This window comes from Pseudoalteromonas sp. S4492 (assembly GCF_005886115.1).
Lineage (GTDB): Bacteria > Pseudomonadota > Gammaproteobacteria > Enterobacterales > Alteromonadaceae > Pseudoalteromonas > Pseudoalteromonas gelatinilytica.
Genome location: NZ_PNCP01000047.1, coordinates 1 through 3,266, shown reverse-complemented (window position 1 = coordinate 3,266; position 3,266 = coordinate 1). Strand labels below are relative to the sequence as shown.

The following is a 3,266-nucleotide window of genomic DNA, read 5'->3' as shown; positions in this document are numbered from 1 at the left end:
CTCGCAACTCGCAACTCGAAACTCTAACCTTTATTTATCTCTAAAATCGCTTTTAATGTATGTTCTTTTTCAAGAATGTCGCGATATAAAGCAAACTGGTTGCGGGCGCGTTCTAGGTTGTGGTTTGCATGTTTGGTAGCAAAGTAGTTATCGCCATCAATAAAGTCTGTTAAAAAGCGCAGGCCAATCATAAAGGTCATGACTTTGGTGCCTAACCAGAAGCTTTCTTTTTCGGCATCGGTGATCACATCTTGTAGTGGTTCAACATAACCTTTAACGATGGCGGCGAAGATTTCTTCACGAACACGTACATTACTTAGGTTGGTTGAATCTTCTTGCTCAGGAGAGCAGAAGGTACGCACCATATCGCCAAAATCAAATAACCAATAACCAGGCATACAGGTATCGAGATCAATAACTGCCTTTGCATCATCAGATTGCGTGCAAAAAAGCATGTTGTTGATTTTTGTGTCGTTATGACAAGGTCTTAAAGGAATATTTCCTTCAAGTTGTTTTAGTTCTTCAACAAGTGATTGCTGAGCTAAACAAAAATCGATGTCGTCTTGGCAAAGGGCCACACGGTTTACAGAGTCTTTTTCGAGAACTTTTTTGAAAGCATCAAAGCGCATCGCTAAGTTATGAAAATCTGGGATCACATGATGTAGCTGATCAGCCTGAAAATCTTGTAATGCTAGCGCGAATTGGCCAAATGCATTGGCTGCAGTTTGTGCTTGCGAGATAGTTGCTACAACATCTTCACTATAACTGCCGCCAATAAATTCGAGTGCACGCCAAACACCTTGATCGCATTCAACTAAAAAGTCATTTTCGATAGTTGGAACATGACGAATAATTTCGAGGCTGTATTCACCATTGTCGTGTTTTTCACTCAGGTGCTGCTCAATGAGCCGTGCATTTTCAACAAGATGCTTAGGATTAGGGAACACATCGGTATTTAACTTTTGCACAACCAAGGCGTTTTCTTCTGTTTTAAGTAACATGGTTGTGTTGATGTGGCCATTGCCAATAGGCTTTAGCGTTACGTTATCTGTGCTTAAGCCAAAGTGCTCAGAAAGATAAGTTGCAACAGGGTTCGACTTCATTAATTTTCCATTACTTATTTTTTGCAAGAAGAGGCGAGGGTTTAATCGTTTAGCTTACGACGTAACTGACATAAAGTGTGCGCTATTGCATCCAGTTCAGCTTTGTAGGTCACGCCATACCATGGCTCTTGTGCAGTATAAACGGTTACAGCTTGGCGGTTATCTTGAATCGCGAGTTGTATCTCATTTGGTAAATAATACTCTTTCGTGACACCGTTGTCAGTATTTTCTAAAAACTCAATAAAGCCTGTTTCTAAGTCATTAAATAAACTGGGTGTTATTCCCCAAAAGCTCATTGAGCCTAGGGCATCATCGGCAATTTGTAATCTCTCACCATGTGGATTGTTGCCTTTTAAAACATTATTTTCGAGTTTGATATCTAGATACTCGACCACATCAGTTAAATGCTGGTGGCTATCAACAGAGCATACACCGCGGTTTACACCACCTTCTTCGGAGAGTGTATCTTTTATTGGGTAGCCTACCATCGCCCAATTGCTGTGCTGTTTGAAGTGTTCGCTAATAATGGCAAAAGAAGACTCGCCATAATAATCATCGGCGGTAATGACAATAGCAGGGTTATTCACATAAGGTTTTGCGCAAAGTAACGCATGACCTGTGCCCCATGGCTTTTTGCGTTCAGCGGCTAAATGCTCATAACCATGTGGCAGCGCGTTAATTTGTTGCTCAAATAAGATTACTTCGAGCGATTCAGGTAGGCGCGGTAAAATCGTCGCTTCAAATTCAGCACGAATGTTTTTATTAATGATGATCACCGCCTGGCTCACACCTGCTTTAACCGCATCCTGAATACTCAGTTCCATGATGGTACAGCCTAGCCCCGGAATTTCGGTAATTTGTTTGTTTCCGCCAAAGCGGCTACCCAGCCCGCCAGCCAATACGATTAAAGTAAGAGAGTGTTGAGTCATCGCGAAAGTTAAATAAAAAACAAAGGAAAAGTGTACCAGAAACACTCACGGGGGAGGAAGAGAAGCTTAAAGCTATAAGTCATAAGTTTTGAGTTGAGCGGTGTTGTTTGTGGGTCTTACCCAAAGGCCTACCTCGTAGGAAATGTAGGCGTGAAATTTATTTCGCGCGGTATATTTTTTATTGCGCGATATAAAATCGCGCCTACAATAACTCGCATCTCGCATCTCGCATCTCGCATCTCGCATCTCGCATCTCGCATCTCGCATCTCGTCCCTCTAACCTAATAGCTTCATATTTACGTAAGTGGTATATTCTCTTTGTGGTGATTAACCTTTTTAGGTAGACGATTAATGGCAAAAGATAGATACGCGCCAAAAGCACTTGGCGATATTATGGCGGGATTGAGTGGTCGCTTAGCATCTTATGCTGGTAAAACCCAAGGCTTGTCTTCTCAACAAACCATTCTTGATGATTTTTTAGGTGAAACGCTTTCAAAAAAATGCCGGGTAAGTAACTACCGTGATGGTACTTTGATGATAGAAGCGGTTTCTGCACCGATTGCACTGCGTTTAAATTACTTAAAAATGGATATGCTTTCGCATTTTCGTGCCGCTGGCATGGTAGAGCTTGGGCAAATTAAAATTACCGCAAACCCACATGCAACTCAGCGCTTATCGGCAACAAATAAACCAGAGCAAAAGCCTGTTTCGAAACGCCAAATGAGCGAACAAACAGCCGATTACCTCAGCGCCATCGCCGCAGACGCCCCTCCATCTTTAAAAGCCAAGTTAGAGCGTTTAGCGCAACATGGGCGGAAAAAATAAATAAAGCCGTCAGCTTTCAGCTTTTAGCCGAACGGTGTGGTTTGTGAGCCTACCCCGTAGGAGGTACTTTAGTGCCGAAATTTAAGGAGCCGTCAGCTTTCAGCCGTCAGACGTCAGCCGAACTGTGGGGGTGTATGGTGTTGAATTTCCCTCAGCAATAAAACTCTGTAGGAGGCGTTTTAACGCCGAACATCTTTATTTTTTCACGGCTAAAGCCGTTCCTACGTTTTGGTGTAGGCGTGAAACTTAAAGAGCTGTCAGCTTTCAGCTATCAGTTTTGAGCTGAACGGTGCTGTTTGTAGGTTCTTTAATTATTTTCTGGCTTGGTGCTGAGTGCAAGACGCGCCAAGCAAGCGTGACGCCTACGATAACTCGTCCCTTGTATCTCGTCCCTCGCACCTCGTTCCTC

The 3,266-nt window shown here is 43.0% G+C and carries 3 protein-coding genes; 1 reads left to right on the top strand and 2 read right to left on the bottom strand.

Going from position 1 to position 3,266, the window contains the following annotated elements:
* Positions 1–23: 23 nt before the first annotated feature.
* Together CWC28_RS16205 and CWC28_RS16200 are read right to left on the bottom strand one after the other, a co-directional pair.
* The gene (locus CWC28_RS16205; protein ID WP_138625420.1) at positions 24–1,103 is read right to left on the bottom strand and encodes a phosphotransferase enzyme family protein; all 1,080 of its coding nucleotides are present in this window, start codon (positions 1,101–1,103) and stop codon (positions 24–26) included.
* A 41-nt stretch (positions 1,104–1,144) separates the two neighbouring features.
* The gene (locus CWC28_RS16200; RefSeq protein ID WP_138625419.1) at positions 1,145–2,032 is read right to left on the bottom strand and encodes an NTP transferase domain-containing protein; all 888 of its coding nucleotides are present in this window, start codon (positions 2,030–2,032) and stop codon (positions 1,145–1,147) included.
* Positions 2,033–2,383: 351 nt separating this feature from the next.
* Here CWC28_RS16200 and CWC28_RS16195 point away from each other — a divergent pair, with 351 nt between their 5' ends.
* The gene (locus CWC28_RS16195; protein WP_138625418.1) at positions 2,384–2,857 is read left to right on the top strand and encodes a DUF721 domain-containing protein; all 474 of its coding nucleotides are present in this window, start codon (positions 2,384–2,386) and stop codon (positions 2,855–2,857) included.
* Positions 2,858–3,266 lie beyond the last annotated feature (409 nt).